Source organism: Methylibium sp. Pch-M (assembly GCF_004136295.1).
Lineage (GTDB): Bacteria > Pseudomonadota > Gammaproteobacteria > Burkholderiales > Burkholderiaceae_C > Methylibium > Methylibium petroleiphilum.
Genome location: NZ_CP029606.1, coordinates 1,905,556 through 1,921,973, shown reverse-complemented (window position 1 = coordinate 1,921,973; position 16,418 = coordinate 1,905,556). Strand labels below are relative to the sequence as shown.

The window sequence follows — 16,418 nt, the reverse complement described above, 5'->3', positions numbered from 1 at the left end:
CCACGGACGGAGTCCGGATGTCGCGCACCGGCGGGGCCGGCTTGCGCCGAAACCCCGGGCCTGTGAGCGTTCGCCTTCCCCGGCAGACTCGTGAGCGCCTGAGCCTCTCAGCTCAGGCGCGATCCCTTCGGCAGGCGCGCAGCCAGCCACTCGTGCACGTCGGCGCGGATGTGCCGGCCTTCGAGCAGAAAGTCCTCGAAGCGGCTCGGCACGTACGGCAGGTACACCAGTGGCATGCCCGCCTCCTCCGGCGTGCGGTCGGCTTTGCGGCCGTTGCACACGCCACAGGCGGTGACCAGGTTCATCCAGGTCCAGCGACCACCGCGCGATTCCGGCAGGATGTGCTCGCACTGCAGCTCGCGCTCGTGGAGTCGCTGCGCGCAGTACGCGCACGTCATTCGGTCACGACGGAACAGCTTGTCCTTGGCGAACGCCGGCACGACGTCGAACAGGTTGACCTTCGAGGCACCGCGCAGCGCCATGATCGGAAACACGTCGATGACCGACTGCCGGCCACGCGCGACGTTGAAGCCGCCGCGCAGCGTGGCAAGCGGGCCATCGCCGTCGACCCACGCCACCGAGCCCGTGGCCACGTGAACGGCCGCATGCTCGAGCGAGATCCACGCCTGCGGCGTGCCCTGGATGTCGAGTTGCAGCACGTGGCTGTGGTGTTGCTGGTGCATGGTCGGCCTCCTTTCATGGCCGTTCGGTGAATGGATCGTTTGGTACGTCCAGGTGGATTCGAACCACCGGCCTCGACCTTCGGAGGGTCGCGCTCTTGCCACTGAGCTACGGACGCATGAGATTGGTAGCCCCTGACGGTTTCGAAACGTCGACCTTCGCTTTGTAAGAGCGTTGCTCTGCCTCTGAGCTAAGGAGCTGGTTGATGGCAGCGGCGGTTGGATTCGAACCAACGTGCACCGGGTCAAAGCCGGTTGTCTGAGGCCTCTCGACTACGCCGCATCTGGTTGGCATGGTTGATTGGTGCGGGCGCAGGGCGTCGAACCCTGGCCTGCCGGTTAAAAGCCGGCTGCTCTGCCTCTGAGCTACACCCGCTTCATGGTCTGGCGGAGAGCGGGCGGATCGAACGCCCGCGGCGATCCGGTCGCCGACCTTGGCTTAGCACGCCAGCCCCTTCCCGCTCGGGCAGCTCTCCATGTCAATCGTCAGCGCTCGTAGTGATGGCGCTTCACGCCGTCAAAGGCACCCGCTGCGCAGGCAGCAGCGCTTGAAACAAGCTCCCGGATCCGCACGGGCAGGGGTCGTTGCGCCCGAGCCTCTCGCTGAGCTCCTTGTTGCCGCGCACGATGCGGTCACCGCGCTTGACGCGGGTCTCGGACGGGAAGCCCTTGCGGCGCTTGCTCGTCACCTCGAAGGCACACTTCGTCTTCGTCGATCGGTTTCATGGCATGCCTCCTGTGCGGTTGATGAAGCTGGTAGTCCGAGGTGGGCACGATCCACCGACCGTCGCCTCATGAGGGCGCCGCTCTGCCACTGAGCTACCGGACTGTTGTTGGTCCCCTCGGTCCGAGTCGAACGGACATGCCCTGCGGGCTCCGGTTTCTGAGACCGGTGCGTCTGCCTATTCCGCCACGAGGGGGTGATGCTGGTGCGTCGCCAGGGGCTCGAACCCTGACTCGCCGGCTTAAGAGGCCGGTACTCTGCCGCTCGAGTTCGCGACGCATTGATTGCATGCGCTTGGGGGTGACCGGCCGGAGTCGAACCGGCACCGGCGGGGTCACATCCCGCAGCTCTGCCATTGAGCTACGGCCACACCCAAGCGCACGCGGCAACTCACCGCAGCGTGATGGCGCGCGCCTTGGCCCAGCGCTCGATCACGTTGCGCTCTTCCTCGTGCGCCAGCCGGTTGCCGAGCCCGCGCACTTGGATCGCACGATGTTGCGGGTCGACCTCGATGGTCAGCAGGCGATCGATCCGATCCTTCGTGCAACGCCGCAGCGACCAGATCGACGCCTTGCCGGCAATGCACTTGCCCGCGTAGGTCGACACGCAGTGGCGCATCGCCCGGCTCTCCATCACCAGGTCTTCAGCTCGCTTCAGCTGCCTGACCACGAAGCGCTCGCCCTTGGCTTTGGCATCCTTGGACGAGGGCACCCACTCCCAGTCGGCGAGTGGCGAACCCGACCACGCTGCGTCGGCCGCCCACGAGTGCGCGTTGCGCCCGTGGACCCGGCGGCGCATCGCCTCGATGCGCTCGATGGCCGCGATGTCGTGGTGCCACTCGTGCATGCGCCGGGTGAGCGCGGGCAGGGTGCGGCCCTCGAGGCTGTAGTCGGTGTCGCGCCGCCGACACTCGGCGAGAAAGTCACACAGATCGTCGATCGTCTCCAGCTGAGCCGCGTTGACGCAGAAGAAGCGCACCACCGAGCGCCAGAACTCGATCTCGCCGCGCGGCACACGAGCGATCTTCGAGCGCGCGATGCGCAGCGCCGCGGCTGCATCGTCGGCGTAGGAGCGCGCGATGGCTTCCCAGAAGGCTTCGTCGAAGCCCAGGCCGGCCGAAGGATGAAGGAAGGCGTGGACCTCCTTGCGCGTCAGCCAGTTGCTGGCGCCCGCCTTGTACAGCGAACCGCCGCGAGCCGCCGTGACATACCACTGCCGGCGCAACCGCACTTCGTCCGTGCCGAGGCCCGCGTCGTCGATCCAGATACGCTCGAGCGCCGCGGGAACCGGATACAGCGCGAAGAGATGCCGGGCCGCAGCCAGGCGCAGCCGCGCGGGGTCGCGCGACTTCATCTGCGGATGCCAAGACTGAGGATCACGCACGACCTCGCCGGAGAAGCCGCGTTCGGCCTCCTCGATCGCCGTGCCGAAGTCCGGCGGGAGCCGTGCGCGACGCACCACGCGGCGAAGCGCGGCGTCGCAAAGTTCTATCCGTTCGCGCTCGGCGTCCTGCCTGCGCTGGATCATCGAGCGTTTCATGATGAGTTGAATGGTTGAAGTGAGTTAACTTGGTCTCGGTGGCAGGTTTCGAACCTGCGGCCTCGTGCTCCCGAAACACGCGCGCTGCCAACTGCGCCACACCGAGAAGGTGAAACTGGTACCCGCGGGTGGGAACGATCCACCGACCCCCGCCTTATCAAGACGGTGCTCTGCCACTGAGCTACGCGAGATCAAACAAGGTGGCTCCCCGACGTGGCCTCGAACCACGGACCTCCTGGTTAACAGCCAGGCGCTCTGCCAACTGCGCTATCGGGGAAAGGAACTGGCGCTTCGTGACCGATTCGAACGGCCGACCCGCCGGGTAGAAGCCGACTGCTCTGGTCCGCTGAGCTAACGAGGCCTGGACTCGACGGTCCGATTCGAACGGACGTGGGCTTGCGCCGTCTGGGTTGCAGCCAGATGCCTTCGGCCGCTTGGCTACGTCGAGATGTCTGGCACCGGACCACGGGGTCGAACCGCGAACCTTCGGCTTTGGAGGCCGCTGCTCTGCCAGTTGAGCTAGCCCGGTCTTGTTGCTGGCACCTCGTGCACGACTCGAACGTGCGACCTCCGGCTTCGTAGGCCGGCGCTCTGAATCCAGCTGAGCTAACGAGGTTCTGGTTGCTGGTGCCGAGAGAGGGCTTCGATCCCCCGACGCACGCGCCTTCAACGCGCCGCTCTACCTGCTGAGCTATCTCGGCAAACGGGTCTGGCGCCTCGTGCGGGAGTCGAACCCGCGGCTTCCGGCTAGACAGGCCGGCACTCTGGCCGCTGAGTTAACGAGGCACTGTTGGTGGAGGTGGCAGGGGTCGAACCTGCAGCCTGCCGCTTGCAAGGCGGCTGCTCTACCGAGTGTTGAGCTACACCCCCAACGGGATCCATCCGGTCACGGGTTCCGGCGCCGCCCAATCGTTGCGGCCGATTTCCACCCTCGAAGCGTGAGCTCGACAAGGGTTCCTTTGAACTGGTGTCGCGTGCGGGATTCGAACCCGCGTAACCGGACTGAAATCCCGGTGTCCTGAGCCAGCTAGACGAACACGACGTGTCTGGTGCCCTCGGCGACGATTCGAACGCGCGGCCTGCCGCTTACAAGGCGGCTGCTCTCCCTGCTGAGCTACGAGGGCGATGAAGGTCCACTTCGGCTGTGCCCAAACGCGAGCATCCCGTCGGATGTGGTGTCTCGCTGCACGTGGCCTGGCCAGGGGCCGCGCACATCCCGGGCCACCAACACCATGTCGCGTGGCCTCGGAGTGCATGGACACACCCGAAGTGGAGCGGATGACGAGTCTCGAACTCGTGGCCTCGGCCATGGCGTGGCCGCGCTCTGCCTGCTGAGCTACATCCGCAAAGGTGCGAGGCGAACCGTCGGCCAGTACCGAGGGTCGTCTCGCGGCAAGTTGTTAAAGAGCTTCCGCCGACGCCCAACGGCGTCGGTGGTGCGATCCTTCGATCGCTGGCTTGCGCCGATGCGCAGGCCGGTTGAGGTCGGAAATGAAAAAGGCCCGGATCCTTTCGGAGTCCGGGCCTCTGCGTACAGAGATTGAAGGGCGCGCAACTACGCGCTTCCCTCTCCCGGATGCCACAGCTCCTCGTTCCGATCAAGCTGCTGCCAGCTCATCGGAAGGGCCGTACCCATGGCGGCACAGGTGCCCAGCGATGGCATCGCCGTGGCACGCGCGAACGCCACCAGACCCTTCAAGGGTCGGCTTGTTCTGACGACGTGGCGGGATTTCACGATGGGACCTTTCGAAGCAAACATGTGCTCGGTTGAGCGATGGGGGCGGACTGTAAATAGTCTTTACCCTATCGTCAACCCCCTGCGACAATGAGAGTCAAAGCAGTTGCCCCGCGCCCACACTCGTGTCGAACATCACCATCACAAGAAGGCAGAACGCCCTCGCTCTGTTCAAGGCCTTCGCGGAGAAGGCACTCGCCGCCGGCGCCGGACCTAAGGGGCTCGAGCAGGCCTTTGCTGCGAAGCTCGAGATCTCCGCCAGCATGTGGAGCCAGGTGAAGTCCGCGCGCCCGATCGGCGACAAGCTCGCCCGACAGATCGAACGGCACTGCGACAAGCCCCTGGGTTGGCTCGATGAAGAGCGTGTCGTGGAAGGCCCGTCCGTGGCCGAGCAGCAGTTCCTGGAGCTTGCGCTGAAGGCTTGGCGCGCGACCAATGCCGCCGGTCGCAAGGCCTTGCGTGAGCACGTGAAGCGAATCGTGGGCTAGTACCCGTAGGCTCGATGGGCACTGACGTCCCTGAACGAGTGAAACGTGATCGGATCGTCCACGCCTCATGGGAGCACGCATGGCCACCACGCGTGCAGATCTAGTCTCGCTTCAACAAGTCGACAAACGCCGGGTTGAGGAAGATCTTCTCCCGGCCCAGCTTGTGTTCCCGCAGGATGCCAATCTCCGTGAGCTCCTTGAGGTAGAGGCTGGCGGTTTGCCGCTTGGCTAGCCCCGCCTCAACAACGTGAGCGATCCGGCAGTAGGGGCGAACGAAGATCAGTTCAGCCAACTCGTGCGAGTAGATCTTGCTGGCGTCTCGTCGCATACGCTCAGCCGTCTCCTCGAGAAGGCTTCGTACGGCGATGATCTTGTTGGTGGTCCACCGTGCCGTCTCAGTCACACCGCTGAGCATGTAGAGCAGCCATGGCTCCCAGGCCCCAGTCGCGGTGATCGCTTGAAGCCCGCTGTAATAGTCAGCTCTGTTGCGCAGGATGTGCCGGCTCAGATAGAGCACCGGAATGTCCAGCAACTCCTGCTCGACGAGGTAGAGCAGGTTTATGACCCGGCCTGTTCTTCCGTTGCCGTCGGTAAAGGGGTGGATAGCCTCGAATTGGTAGTGGCCCGCCGCCATACGCACGAGGGGATCGATGTCTGCGGTGCCCGGCAAGGTGCCGTGCATCCACTGCTCCCAGTTCGCGAGCTTCTCCCGAAGCAGGCCCTCGCCTTCAGGTGGGGTGTAAATGATCTGGCGCGTTTGGTTGTTGCTCAGCGTGGTGCCCGGCGTCCTTCGGACGTCCATGTCGACGCCCTTGATCGCGCGACAGATCTGCACGGCGGTGTTCGTAGATAGCGGCCGCGTCTTGAGCGCCTGATATCCCTCCCACAACGCAGTTCGGTAGCGAAGTGCCTCTTTGGTAGCCGGATCCGCTTCGCCTTCGCTGACGCCGTCAAACAGGAACATCTGATCTGTCGTGGTCACGATGTTCTCAATCTCGCTGCTGGCCTGGGCTTCGAGCAGCGGGATCGAGTTGATGAGCACCCCCTGGTTCGGGATCAACTGCCCGGCAGTCTTCAACTCTGCGACAGCGGCGCGCGCCGAGATGCAAGCCTTGAGAACAGCCCGCGACTCCACATCGGCCATCGGTGGCAGTTCCGGCAGCTCGTTGTAGGGTGCGTTTGGGTCGAAAGCCATATGTCGATGGAAGAGGTGGAAATCGATCTGTCGTGCGGACGTGTTTGTGCGATCGACATGATGCCAGAACGTGTCGATCAAAACACGAATGATCGACACGAGTGAACTACATGTTGATCCAAATGCGTTGTTCCGCGTTGTTCCAATCCCCTCTTGACCTATAGACGAGCTGCACCTAAAGTTCGGTACAACGCGGTACACGGTACAACGCGGAACAACAGGAGTGCCACATGACCTACATCGCATCCAAGTCACCGACGAAGGAGCGCCCCGGCTTCAGCATCAGCTTTCGCCACCCCTGCCGCAGCGACACCAAGGGCAAACCGGGCCTGAAAGTCCGGCGCGGACTGGGCACGACCGACGCGGCAGAGGCCGACAAGCTGGTCGAACAAATGAACAAGCTACTGGCCGATGAAAGCTGGTGGAACGCAAGCCGATATCAGGAAGCCCTCCAAACGTTCGACCGGCGAATCGTCGATGCCTTCTTCGACGGCCTCCAAGCTGCGGTGGCCAGCCCGGTTGGACTGCGAGACAGCGTCATCCCCATGCCGAGCCGAGAGGACGGCTATGCGCGGGTTCTGTTTGTCGGTACGACGGGCGCCGGCAAGACCTCACTGCTGCGTCACCTCATCGGCTCGAATCCGGACCGCGACCGGTTCCCGTCGACATCCACCGCCAAGACCACCGTCTCGGACATCGAGGTCATCCCAGCCGATGGAACCTTCAAAGCCGCGGTCACGTTCTTCTCTGAGCACGCCATCCGAGCCAACGTCGAAGACTGCGTCCTTGCTGCCGCGACGGCCGTGTGGGACGACATGCCGGACGATAAGGTGGCGGACAAGCTCCTTCACCACGCGGACCAGCGGTTTCGCCTCAGCTACATCTTGGGCGCTTGGAGCGACTCCAAAGAAGCCGTCGACGACGATGACTGGGACTTCGGAGATGCGACGCTCCAGCCGAACAGCCTTGCCGCCGACGACCGCGAAGCCGTTCCGCCCGAGGACGCGCTCAAGCTGCAGGCAAAGCTCCGTGGCTACGTGGATCTGATTCGCACGATCGCCACCGACAAGGCCAAGACCATCAAGGATGAGCTCCTGCCTGACCCGTCGACCGCACAGGCAGAAGACCTACAAGCGGCACTCGAAATCTTCCAGGGTGAGCTGTCAGACGACGACGCGTTCCGGGACATCGTGCTCGACATCATGGACGAGGTGCAGCTGCGCTTCGAACGACTCGAAGTCGGTGAGCTGACCCGTCGCGGCAAGACTTCGTCCTGGCCCGTCCTGTGGACCTACGAATGCAACGATCGGGACGAGTTCCTGCGGCAGGTCCGTTGGTTCTCGAGCAACTATGCGCCGGCGTTCGGCCGCCTACTCACGCCACTGGTCGACGGCATCCGAGTCATGGGTCCTCTGTACCCTGTGTTCACGGACAGGCAAACCAAGGTTGTCTACCTTGACGGGCAGGGGCTGGGGCACACGCCAGAGTCTTCAAGCAGCGTCACGACCCACGTGACGGAGCGCTTCGCCGATGTCGACACGATCTTGCTTGTCGACAACGCCGAGCAACCGATTCAAGCCGCCGCACAAGCAGTGCTGCGGGCCGTGGCTGCCAGCGGCAACTACGGAAAGCTCGCCATTGCCTTTACGCACTTCGACCAGGTCAAGGGGTTGAACCTACCCAGCTTTGCGGCCAAGCGATCACATGTCCTGGCTTCGGTGTCCAACTACCTCACGCGACTGCGCGAGATCCTGAACGGGCCCATCGTGACGGCAATGGAGCGGACGATCGACAGCCAGTGCTTCATGCTCGGCGCGCTCGATGAGGCTTCGGAGAAACTGCCACCCGGCGTGCGGGGGCAGCTCGGCCTGATGCTCGATCAGTTCGAGCGTTCGATCGCCCCTCCTCCGCTGCCCGATGCCAAGCCATCGTACGACCCTGCTGGACTCGGGTTCGCCGTCCAACGCGCGGCCGAGAGCTTCCAGAAGGTCTGGGCGTTCAGGCTCGGCTTCGCGTACAGCTTCGAAGTTGGCACTGAACACTGGACCCGCGTGAAGGCGCTCAATCGCCGCATCGCGAATGAAATCGACGTCGAGTACGACTCTCTGCGTCCAGTCGCCGACTTGGTCGGCCGGATCACCGAAGAAGTCTCGAACTTTCTCGACCATCCCGTGAAGTGGACGCGCACGCCCAAGGACGACACGGAAGCGCAGGACGCAATCGCACCAATTCGCCAAGCCGTCTTCCGCGAGTTGCACGGCCTCGCCATGGAGCGCTTGCTGCGGGAACACCTCAGCGACTGGCGTCAAGGTCTCGAGCACAAGGGCAAGGGATCAGCAACGCGCCGCGCCCTCGACATCCGCGGAATCTATGAACAGGCCGCACCCGTCCCGGGGACGGTAAATAGCGCACCCGCGCTCAACTTCATGAAGGCCGTACGCGACATCGTCCGCGAGGCGATAGAGGAGCAAGACGGAGAGATGCGGAGCGAATAGCGCTACGCGCAACACGAGTTCGAGCTTCACAAAACCGGATCACCACCAAGACACAACAGGGAGGAGCAGTTGGCCACACATCGGATTACCAGCGTCAGATTCAGTCGCTACAAGGCATTCGAGAACTTCCAAATGTCTTTGCAGGACTTCAACGTCCTGGTTGGACCCAACAACGCGGGTAAGTCGACCGTCATCGGTGCATTCCGAATCTTGGCCGAAGGCTTGAGGAGGGCAAGGTCACGTAACGCCGAACCCATCGAAGTCGCAGGATTCACGGGTTGGGGCTATCGGCTCAACATCGCCGACCTCCCAATCGCCGCCGAGAACATCTTCTTCGACTATGACGACTCCACGCCGGCCCAAGTGAACTTCCGCCTTTCCAACGGCAATCACCTCAAGCTGTACTTCCCCGAACAGGCTACCTGCTACCTGCTTCCCGAGAGCAACAAGCGAGTACCGAGAACACCTTCGCAGTTCAAAGCCGACTTCGACGTCGAGATCGGATTCGTCCCCATCCTTGGCCCGGTCGAACAGAAGGAACGCCTCTACGAGAAAGAGGCTGCCCGACTGGCATTGCTAACCAGCGGTGCCTCCAGGAACTTCCGCAACATTTGGTACCACTTCCCCTCCGACTTCGAACGATTCCGAGAACTCGTTCGGACAACGTGGCCGGGCATGGATATCGACCCGCCTGAACTCGGTGGCGATGGTCGACAACTCCTGATGTTCTGCCCCGAAGAGCGTCGGCCTCGTGAACTCTGCTGGTCCGGGTACGGGTTTCAAGTCTGGTGCCAGATGCTCACCTTCATCGTCAAGGCTGCATCGGCGAGCACATTGGTCATCGATGAGCCAGACATCTACCTCCACTCCGACCTCCAGCGACAACTCGTGTCCCTGCTGCGCGAGCTGGGGCCCGATATCCTGATCGCGACTCACTCGACGGAAATCATCGCCGAGTGCGACCCCACCAGCCTGCTGAGCATCAGCAAGAAGAAGACGAGCGCTCAGCGCGTCAAGGATGCGTCACAGCTAAAACGCGTCTTCTCAACCCTGGGCTCGAATCTCAATCCAACACTGACTCAATTGGCGAAGACACGGCGAGTGCTGTTCGTCGAGGGGCTCGACTTCCAGATTCTGTCAACGTTTGCCCGCACGCTCGGTGAACAACGAGTAGCCAACAGAGCAGACTTCGCCGTAGTTCAAACCGAAGGATTCAATCCGAAGCGAGCAGTCGACCTTGCAGCGGGGATAGATGCTGCCATTGGCAACCGTGCGCTGCGAGCCGTCGTGTTGGACAAGGACTATCGCTGCGCGGACGAGGTTAGCGATGTCACGAAGGAACTTCAGAAGCACGACTTTCACGTCCACATTCATCACAGGAAGGAGCTCGAGAACTACCTCCTCGACGCAACTGTCATCGCACGCGCAGTCGACGTTCGCCTCTCTGAGAAGGCTCGTCGCTCCGGCGAGGCCAAGCCCACGCCGCCAGACGTGAAAGCCATTCTCCAAGAGGCAATCGATGAGGTTCGTCATGAGACGTTTGCACAAATTCAAGCGCGCGAGGTCGAGTATCGGCGGCGCAAGGCACCACACCTCGATCAGGCAACGATTACCGCCGACATCTCGAAGCGCTTTGATGCCGAGTGGTCATCAGCTGCGGGCAGGTTGTCTCTCGTACCTGGCAAGGATGTCCTGGCCAAAGTCAACGCGCGCCTCCAGGCACTGATCGGCGTGTCAGTCTCGGACGGCCAAATCGCACAGCAGATAAAAGCGAACGAAATCCATCCCGACATTCGGGCGCTGGTCCAGATGATCGCGGCTTTCTGTAAGACCGCAGCAGCCGATTAGGACGTCAACCGCATGACGAAGCGGACTGGTGCGTGTCAGCGGCAGCGGGAAGTTCGCGTCGCGCCTGCCTGCCTGCCTGCCTGCCTGCCTGCAGGTTAAACATAGCGCTCGTTGGCGTGCCGCTGTCGCTCACGCACAGGCGACAGGGCGCTCGGGCCGTACGCAACACCATGGGGGATCATCGCTCCTCCAGTTTGAACACAAGACGGGGGAGGAAAGTTCGATGAGCGAGCCGCGGGAACAGACAGCCGGTAGGGTCGCTGTGCTTGTCGACTGCGACAACACGAGCCCAGAGATCCTCGAGCATGCGCTCCGAGTCGTCGCCCAATTCGGTCGAGTCGTGCTGCGGCGTGGCTACGGCAATCACGGAACCCTCGCCAACAAGTGGCAAGAGGCCCTGGTTCGCCTTGCCTTCACCCCGTGCCTGCAGTACCAGTACGCCTCGGGCAAGAACACCTCCGACATCGCACTGGCGCTCGACGCGCTTGAAGCTCTCTTCGATGACCGCGCAGACACCTTCTGCCTTGTCACCAGCGACTCGGACTTTGCGTACCTGTGCCGCAAACTACGGGAACGCGGCGCCACCGTGCACATCGTCGGTGAAGCCAAGACACCCGACGCACTTCGCAATGCCAGCGATCAGTTCTTCGAGTGGTCCAAGCCAGTCAACCCCGATCAGCTCACGGCCAACGCCGAGCGCAAGGCCGAGTCAACCAAGGTAGAGCCTGCTAAGGCGGACGCAACCAAGCCCGCCGGCAAGCGCCGCCCCATGTTTGTGGTCGAAGCCGTCAGTCTGCTGGCCAGCAACACACCCGAAGGGAAGGTCAGTCTCGGCCCGCTGGGGCAGTACCTCAAGAGAACCGACCCTGCGTTCTCGCCGCAGACCTATGGGCACTCCGGCTTGCTGGACATGCTTCGGACCTATGACCTCCTTGCCGTGCAGCAAGAACCAGGCGGTCATTGGACGGTGAAACTTGCACCCAAGCCCGAGTCAGAACCCGAGCCGAACAACAGTCTGACAGCCTGAGCGTCTCCGCCGCGTGGCAACCAGTCGTCCCCGCGTTGGCCGGTTCTGAGACGAGACGCCGCCGCTTACACATCGCCCATGGGACAGACCTTCACCCGCCAGGAGCTCTACGACCTCGTGTGGTCGCAGCCGCGCACGACGATCGCCAAACAACTCGGCGTGTCAGACGTCTGGGTCGGCAAGCAGTGCCGTACCTCGCACATCCCCATGCCACCGGCGGGCTACTGGGCACGGCTGCAACACGGCAAACGCTCCCTGCGCCCGCCGCTTCCGATTCGCCTTCCCGGCCAGCTTCGGACGATTTCCGTCGGCGAGACAACGCCGAGCGTCTACTGGCGGCGGCAGGAGAGTGTCGACGAGCTCATCCTGCCGCCGGTCATCGACGAGAAGATCGACGCTCAGGTCGAAGCCGCCGCGCGTCTGATTGGCAAGGTCTCCGCTACACGCGACCTGTCCACGCCGCATCAAGGCCTGTCCCGGGTTCTCAAGCGCGAAGCCGATCGGCGGTCGAAGTTTGCGGCCAACGGTTGGAGCATGGACCGCCCGTTGTTCGACGGCCCGATCCATCAGCGACAGCTCCGCCTGTTCAACAGCCTTTGCTCGGCGTTCGAGCGCATCTCCGCAAGAGGCGAGGTGTCCGCCGATAGTGAGTGGATTCAAGGCGTCGGCACCGTGCATCGCCTGAGCCTGAGAGTTGACTTCGGTGGTAGCCAGCTCAACCTGCGGGTTCTCGACCCCAATCTCTCTGCGAGCGAACTGGGGGAGAAGCCACCCTCTGCCACCACGCTTCGCGTGGGCAGCGCTCGCGGAGACTTGCCCGTCCAGGAGTGGAGTGATCGTCCGGGCTGCCGTCTAGAGCAGCAACTAGCAGCGATTGCCAAAGATCTTCTCTACCGCGCGGAGCGAACGTACCGACACGATGCGCAACGCCACTATGAGTGGCGGCTTGAGCGGCGACAGGAACACCTGAAAGAGCTTGAGGCCCAGAGGCTCGAGGCGGAGCGAAGGCGCCTGGCCGCGATCGAAGCTCGAAGAAAGAGGGTCCTCGAAGGCATCAAGTCGATGGCGCTGGATGCACGCACGGCGCAAGACATCCGGACAACGATCGAGCGCCTCGACAACCATCCCGACCTTCGCCTCGGACGGCCAGCAGCATTCGACGGCTGGCGAGCGGAGGCCTTGGCGCTCGCTGATCGGCTTGATCCGATGAACCGATCCCTGGATTCGCTGCTCGCGGATTTCGTCGGAGCGTCAAAGCCCGTGGCATCGGACGCGGATGACGCGTAAGCCAGTCGTTGAACATTTCAGCGGGCTCCTATCAGGGAGCGTGAAGACAACGCACTGACGAAGTACGATCGGCACCTCTAGTCTTTGCGCCCACGGCACAAGATGCGCCTGTCGCGGCGCAAGAGCACTACATTAAGGCATGAAGCCTCAACAGCCCAACGGCAAGCTACGCAACAGGGAGTCGCCTAGCTTCACCCAGCCTTGGCGCCAAAGACCTTGACGAACGTGGTGTGCTTCGCCTCTTGCCACGTCTTCGGCAAGTCGCCGTTGGCCTCCAGCGCTTCGTAGATCTCTCGAATCAAGGGTTGATCGACAACCTTGGCGGACCGCAGCTTGTCCAGCAGCTCGAAGCCGTGCCACACCGCGATGCCGAAGGCGTCGGCCAGCGCGTGCATGCCGAGGTCGTCCGTCACGACGATTCCCGGCTTCACTTGGCCGAGCGCAAGCAACCAACAGTCCGTCGCGCTGGGCGGCGAGCGGCCGCCCCATGTATACACTTCCGGGCCTGCCAACACCCAGCCATGCAGGACGCTTTTCGCGGCTTCGATAGTGGCCTTCTCTTCGTCACTGAGCCGGACCTGCTTGGCAAGGCGTTCGTCCGCGAACTCCTTGCCATCGAACCACGGATAGATGGCCCTCAGTCTGGGGTTGCGGTGAACCTCGTCCTCCACCGATTTGTGGATGGTGAGGACGTAGTTCTTCTGCCCGAACTTGATCCCTACCGCTGGCCTGACACGCTTTGCCAGTCGAAGGTAGGCATTCGTGTCAAGCAGAACTAGCGTCAACGACTGAGTTCTCCGTGCAGCGCAGCGGCGTCCTGCATCGGGATGTCCATGACCTGCTGGACATAACCTGCGCCGGTCCCCTTGCTCTTGATCATTCGCTGCAACGCAGTGAAGAAAGTGCTGCGGAACACGTTTGCGGCCGCCGCCATGTATGCCGCAGGCTCGGGCGGGGTAGGCTCGAAAAGTAGCTCGCTGACCAGGTTGCCGCGCTGGCTGTTGCGCACCGCGTGAATGCCGGTCTCATTGCAACGCAGCGGCGGAAGACCTTGTGCCTTCGCGTACTTGTTGATCTCGCTGAACACGCTGAAGAGAGAAATGCTGTGCGCCATCGCGTACCGCTGCAGCTCGCGGATCTCGCCTGCAGTCGTGCTCTGTCTAGCTACATGCGGATACGCCGCCTCAGCCAGCGTCTTCGGGAAGAGTAGCGCGCCGGCCAAGGCATCGGCAAAGTCTTCGCCCTTCTCGGAGCCGGCCAGATCGGGCGTGTAGACATGCGCGAGCTCGTGCGCCATCCAGAACTTGAAGTCTTCGAGCCTCGTGTCCAGGTTCAAGAAAATGAACGTCACCTGCTCCTGCCGCAGCAGGATGTGCAAGGCATTCTTGTGGTTCTGCTTCTCGCCCCAAAGCACTGGCGCGATGACCGCCCCATTGCTGCCGAACTGATCGATCAGGTGCTCATAGGACAGCACCGCTTGGCCACCAAGACCAATTCGAGTCCGGACCTCTGCCGCCGTGGCCTGAAGCGCGTCGTACTGCGTGGACGGGGACGAAATCTGGACGCGCAGCGAGCGCAGTTCCGGAAGGAAAGGCACCAGCGGTTTCAACAGCGAGCCCATGGCGATCGCCTTGAGGATATGGGCGTCCGTTGTCTTGGCTCCGCCCTTCTTCCGGAACGCGATGACCGGCTGGTTCTCCTCAGGGCTGAGGACCAAGTCCGCGAAGCTCAGCTTGAAGGTCGTGGCTAGCTTGAGTAGCTTGTCGGGGCGCGGGAAATCCGCCCCCTTCATCCAGTTCGTCACCGCCTGAGCCGTGACATCGAGCTCAGTCGCCAGATCCTTCTGGGTCCACCCGCGAGCCTGCAGTGCCTGCCTGAGTTTTTCGCTGTGGATAACTTTGTGCATAGCCGGTGAATTGTTGCCCAACTAGCGCCGCAAATCAAGTTTAATCAAGCGATCTCGTGGGGTTGTTGCTACGGCTACGAACCGGCAGTCTGTTGACGCTCACCCGAACGAAGTACTGTCGACTGCAGTCGACGCTGGGACCAGTAATCAACTCAAGGCCGGCGGCTTCTGCCCAGGCCACCGCTCGACGACTACCGACGCCCGCGCCGGTCGCCAACGACGCCAGGGGCCGAAAGTTCTTCTTAAACACTTCCACATCCGCGGCCCTGACGAACCTTGCGACACGTCGCCCAATGCGCCGGAGCGTGGACGGCAGCAAACCGCGCTGGATCAGGTGATAGGTCACTTGCTGCTTGAGCCCCAGCGCCACAGCTGCATCTGGGATCGACAGCAGCCCTTCAGGCTTGCGCGGGCATCCCAACACCGCCCGCGCAGCATCACGACCAACGAAAAGGTCCCGAAAGCCAGCCGGGCGAGTCGACGTTGCGGCGACGGCGACCGCGCCAACCAGAAGCGCGTCGATGAGTTCGCCAGTGCGAGACGTGGGAACAAGCAACCGCATCGCTTGCGTCACCGTAAGCGTCGGCGCATCGGCCTCGCCGAAGGGCTCGGCCCGATCCGCGACTCGAGCAACCAGCGCCGCTACGGAAGCAGCGCTCACACCAGCCCCCAGCCGTGCGATGTGGCCCGCTTGGGCGAGCACTTCCATCCTAGGCGGTGACAGCCCGAATCGGTCCGCAGCAGCCGTCATGGACAGGGCGTCGGCCCGGCTTGCCCGGAGTCGTTCGACAGTCGAAGGTGCCACGACGATCATCCTGCGGCCTGAGGGCGTGACGCGCCCCACTGGCGACACGCCCAAGGTCACCGCGAGCGAGCCGACGCGTTCCGGGCGCATGCCCAGCGAGACGCCCACCGCCTTCGCGCCAGACGCTGACGCGGTCGCCCGCGAGCGCCAGACCACGGGTGCGTCGACTTCCAGACTCGCCTGCACGAAGCTCGTCAGGTGGCTCATGAGCCATTCGCGGCCGTGGCGATCGAGACGCTTTCGGAGCATGGGCAAGAGGCCCGGAAATGCCTCTCCGACAAGCCGGGCGCGGCTGGTGGGCCCGATCCGAGACTGAACGCGTTCGAGCAGATCGGTGATCGTGCTCGGCGCTCCGAGCATGAGCGCAGCGCCTGCGGTGATGAGCTGCCGCTCCACCTCCACGCTCGCAGCGGAGGCGCGTTTCAGCGGCTTGCCGAACAGCCCATGTCGATCCAGTGCGCCGAGCAGTTCGGCGACGCGCCAGCGACTCTTGATGGGCAGGTACGGCCACCCTTGCCCCGATGGCTCCACATCAGCGGTCAGCAGCGCCGAGATGTCATCCGACCAAACATTGCCGCTGGTCGACAGCAAGCTCGCCCCGCATCGGCACGACAAGAACCGGAGCGTCAGCCACGACGCTTGCTTGCGGCAACCGGGACACGTGTCCTCGAGCCAGCATCGGTGCTCGA

The 16,418-nt window shown here is 63.0% G+C and carries 12 protein-coding genes and 20 tRNA genes; 5 read left to right on the top strand and 27 right to left on the bottom strand.

Annotation, left to right across the window (positions count from 1 at the left end; all coding sequences use genetic code 11):
- Positions 1-107: 107 nt before the first annotated feature.
- The 23 genes from C1M51_RS09285 to C1M51_RS09165 form a co-directional block, all read right to left on the bottom strand.
- Complete coding sequence (locus C1M51_RS09285) at positions 108-683, bottom strand: HNH endonuclease (RefSeq protein WP_129449264.1); 576 nt, start codon at positions 681-683, stop codon at positions 108-110.
- A 40-nt stretch (positions 684-723) separates the two neighbouring features.
- Positions 724-799: transfer RNA gene (locus C1M51_RS09280), tRNA-Arg, on the bottom strand.
- A gap of 7 nt (positions 800-806) precedes the next feature.
- Positions 807-881: transfer RNA gene (locus tag C1M51_RS09275), tRNA-Val, on the bottom strand.
- Between the two features lie 101 nt (positions 882-982).
- Positions 983-1,056: transfer RNA gene (locus tag C1M51_RS09265), tRNA-Lys, on the bottom strand.
- Between the two features lie 9 nt (positions 1,057-1,065).
- Positions 1,066-1,156: transfer RNA gene (locus tag C1M51_RS09260), tRNA-Ser, on the bottom strand.
- A gap of 33 nt (positions 1,157-1,189) precedes the next feature.
- A complete protein-coding gene (locus C1M51_RS19380) occupies positions 1,190-1,306 on the bottom strand; it encodes an SEC-C metal-binding domain-containing protein (RefSeq protein WP_409072627.1) in 117 nt (38 codons plus the stop codon).
- 128 nt (positions 1,307-1,434) lie between these two features.
- A tRNA-Met gene (locus C1M51_RS09250) sits at positions 1,435-1,509 on the bottom strand.
- 5 nt (positions 1,510-1,514) lie between these two features.
- Positions 1,515-1,600 (bottom strand) — tRNA-Leu (locus C1M51_RS09245).
- A 7-nt stretch (positions 1,601-1,607) separates the two neighbouring features.
- A tRNA-Lys gene (locus C1M51_RS09240) sits at positions 1,608-1,683 on the bottom strand.
- 20 nt (positions 1,684-1,703) lie between these two features.
- Positions 1,704-1,774, bottom strand: a tRNA-His gene (locus tag C1M51_RS09235).
- A gap of 20 nt (positions 1,775-1,794) precedes the next feature.
- On the bottom strand, positions 1,795-2,943 hold the full coding sequence (locus C1M51_RS09230; RefSeq protein ID WP_129449261.1) for a PcfJ domain-containing protein: 1,149 nt from the start codon (positions 2,941-2,943) through the stop codon (positions 1,795-1,797).
- 30 nt (positions 2,944-2,973) lie between these two features.
- Positions 2,974-3,049, bottom strand: a tRNA-Pro gene (locus tag C1M51_RS09225).
- A 95-nt stretch (positions 3,050-3,144) separates the two neighbouring features.
- Positions 3,145-3,220: transfer RNA gene (locus C1M51_RS09215), tRNA-Asn, on the bottom strand.
- 7 nt (positions 3,221-3,227) lie between these two features.
- Positions 3,228-3,304, bottom strand: a tRNA-Arg gene (locus C1M51_RS09210).
- 1 nt (position 3,305) lies between these two features.
- Positions 3,306-3,391 (bottom strand) — tRNA-Cys (locus C1M51_RS09205).
- A gap of 5 nt (positions 3,392-3,396) precedes the next feature.
- Positions 3,397-3,472 (bottom strand) — tRNA-Trp (locus C1M51_RS09200).
- Between the two features lie 8 nt (positions 3,473-3,480).
- Positions 3,481-3,559: transfer RNA gene (locus C1M51_RS09195), tRNA-Arg, on the bottom strand.
- 9 nt (positions 3,560-3,568) lie between these two features.
- A tRNA-Phe gene (locus C1M51_RS09190) sits at positions 3,569-3,644 on the bottom strand.
- A gap of 9 nt (positions 3,645-3,653) precedes the next feature.
- Positions 3,654-3,729, bottom strand: a tRNA-Asp gene (locus tag C1M51_RS09185).
- Positions 3,730-3,734: 5 nt separating this feature from the next.
- Positions 3,735-3,813, bottom strand: a tRNA-Ala gene (locus C1M51_RS09180).
- A gap of 95 nt (positions 3,814-3,908) precedes the next feature.
- Positions 3,909-3,985, bottom strand: a tRNA-Glu gene (locus C1M51_RS09175).
- Between the two features lie 5 nt (positions 3,986-3,990).
- Positions 3,991-4,067 (bottom strand) — tRNA-Thr (locus tag C1M51_RS09170).
- A 146-nt stretch (positions 4,068-4,213) separates the two neighbouring features.
- Positions 4,214-4,289: transfer RNA gene (locus tag C1M51_RS09165), tRNA-Gly, on the bottom strand.
- A gap of 514 nt (positions 4,290-4,803) precedes the next feature.
- Between C1M51_RS09165 and C1M51_RS09160 the strand changes: the two genes are divergently transcribed.
- Complete coding sequence (locus C1M51_RS09160) at positions 4,804-5,166, top strand: hypothetical protein (protein ID WP_129449259.1); 363 nt, start codon at positions 4,804-4,806, stop codon at positions 5,164-5,166.
- Positions 5,167-5,266: 100 nt separating this feature from the next.
- Here the strand turns inward: C1M51_RS09160 and fic are convergent, their stop codons facing one another.
- Positions 5,267-6,460 carry a protein adenylyltransferase Fic gene (gene fic, locus C1M51_RS09155; protein ID WP_310733956.1) on the bottom strand — a complete coding sequence of 398 codons (1,194 nt, stop codon included), beginning with the start codon at positions 6,458-6,460 and terminating at the stop codon, positions 5,267-5,269.
- 131 nt (positions 6,461-6,591) lie between these two features.
- Here fic and C1M51_RS09150 point away from each other — a divergent pair, with 131 nt between their 5' ends.
- The 4 genes from C1M51_RS09150 (at position 6,592) to C1M51_RS09135 (ending at position 13,018) form a co-directional block, all read left to right on the top strand.
- Complete coding sequence (locus C1M51_RS09150; RefSeq protein ID WP_129449257.1) at positions 6,592-8,856, top strand: hypothetical protein; 2,265 nt, start codon at positions 6,592-6,594, stop codon at positions 8,854-8,856.
- Between the two features lie 132 nt (positions 8,857-8,988).
- The gene (locus tag C1M51_RS09145; protein ID WP_242500015.1) at positions 8,989-10,704 is read left to right on the top strand and encodes an ATP-dependent endonuclease; all 1,716 of its coding nucleotides are present in this window, start codon (positions 8,989-8,991) and stop codon (positions 10,702-10,704) included.
- Between the two features lie 223 nt (positions 10,705-10,927).
- Complete coding sequence (locus tag C1M51_RS09140; protein ID WP_129449253.1) at positions 10,928-11,731, top strand: NYN domain-containing protein; 804 nt, start codon at positions 10,928-10,930, stop codon at positions 11,729-11,731.
- Between the two features lie 78 nt (positions 11,732-11,809).
- Complete coding sequence (locus tag C1M51_RS09135; RefSeq protein WP_129449251.1) at positions 11,810-13,018, top strand: hypothetical protein; 1,209 nt, start codon at positions 11,810-11,812, stop codon at positions 13,016-13,018.
- A gap of 191 nt (positions 13,019-13,209) precedes the next feature.
- Here C1M51_RS09135 and C1M51_RS09130 read toward each other — a convergent pair whose 3' ends face one another.
- The 3 genes from C1M51_RS09130 to C1M51_RS09120 are packed head-to-tail and all read right to left on the bottom strand — an operon-like array spanning position 13,210 to position 16,320.
- Positions 13,210-13,803, bottom strand: coding sequence for a hypothetical protein (locus tag C1M51_RS09130; RefSeq protein WP_129449249.1), 594 nt, complete (start codon positions 13,801-13,803; stop codon positions 13,210-13,212).
- Positions 13,800-14,924, bottom strand: coding sequence for a helix-turn-helix domain-containing protein (locus C1M51_RS09125; protein ID WP_129449247.1), 1,125 nt, complete (start codon positions 14,922-14,924; stop codon positions 13,800-13,802). Before C1M51_RS09125 ends, C1M51_RS09130 begins: the two co-directional genes overlap by 4 nt.
- Positions 14,925-14,964: 40 nt before the next feature.
- The gene (locus C1M51_RS09120) at positions 14,965-16,320 is read right to left on the bottom strand and encodes a helix-turn-helix domain-containing protein (RefSeq protein ID WP_129449245.1); all 1,356 of its coding nucleotides are present in this window, start codon (positions 16,318-16,320) and stop codon (positions 14,965-14,967) included.
- Between the last annotated feature and the right edge of the window lie 98 nt (positions 16,321-16,418).

Coding starts and splice junctions, on each gene's coding strand:
- C1M51_RS09285 (WP_129449264.1), bottom strand. CDS start 683: ATGCACCAGCAACACCACAGCCACGTGCTGCAACTCGACATCCAGGGC.
- C1M51_RS09230 (WP_129449261.1), bottom strand. CDS start 2,943: ATGAAACGCTCGATGATCCAGCGCAGGCAGGACGCCGAGCGCGAACGG.
- C1M51_RS09150 (WP_129449257.1), top strand. CDS start 6,592: ATGACCTACATCGCATCCAAGTCACCGACGAAGGAGCGCCCCGGCTTC.
- C1M51_RS09145 (WP_242500015.1), top strand. CDS start 8,989: ATGTCTTTGCAGGACTTCAACGTCCTGGTTGGACCCAACAACGCGGGT.
- C1M51_RS09140 (WP_129449253.1), top strand. CDS start 10,928: ATGAGCGAGCCGCGGGAACAGACAGCCGGTAGGGTCGCTGTGCTTGTC.
- C1M51_RS09135 (WP_129449251.1), top strand. CDS start 11,810: ATGGGACAGACCTTCACCCGCCAGGAGCTCTACGACCTCGTGTGGTCG.
- C1M51_RS09125 (WP_129449247.1), bottom strand. CDS start 14,924: ATGCACAAAGTTATCCACAGCGAAAAACTCAGGCAGGCACTGCAGGCT.